Genomic DNA, 572 nt, shown 5'->3' with positions numbered 1-572 from the left:
TGAGCGCCGCCCGATTTCGTGATCAGATTGCCGCGCTCGTCGTAGTCGTAGCTCGTCGAGTCCAATTCCCTCAGTACGTTGCCGATGCACTTGGGCAGCGACCTCCACCACGCCCCGAAGTTGCTCGTGTCCTCCGAGCCGCGCCAGCGCATCGGCGCGCTTCGGCCGGCGCGTGTCAATGCCGCGTCTTCTTCATCCTCCCGGGCATGGCGCGCGGCACGCGCCTCGGCCGTCTCGATCGCCGGGCGCGGTGGAACCTTGTCGGCATCGACCGGATTGCCCGCCGGATCGAACGCAAAGATTTCGGTCAGGTCGGGCGTCGCCGACTTGAGCAGCCGGCCTACCGGATCGTAGGTGTAATCGGTCACCCCGCGCACATGGTCCTCGATGCGCGTCAGGTTGCCCGCCGTGCTGTACCCATAGGTGCGCTCGGCCAGCACATCGAGCAAATTCACCGAACTCACATGACGCACCGACATCTGTGCGAGCCGTCCCACCGGATCGTACTGGCGCGCCTGCGTGAAGCTGCGGTGCGTGCGCTTGATTTCCCGATGCAGCTTGTCGCGCTCGAA

General features: G+C 65.4%; 1 pseudogene. It reads right to left on the bottom strand.

Annotation, left to right across the window (positions count from 1 at the left end):
- Nucleotides 1–572, bottom strand: a pseudogene (locus QCE79_RS33465) (RHS repeat domain-containing protein); the annotation flags it as partial.

Source organism: Caballeronia sp. LZ003 (assembly GCF_031451465.1).
Lineage (GTDB): Bacteria > Pseudomonadota > Gammaproteobacteria > Burkholderiales > Burkholderiaceae > Caballeronia.
The sequence above is the reverse complement of the archived record's forward strand: the minus strand, read 5'-3'. Positions and strand labels throughout refer to the sequence as shown.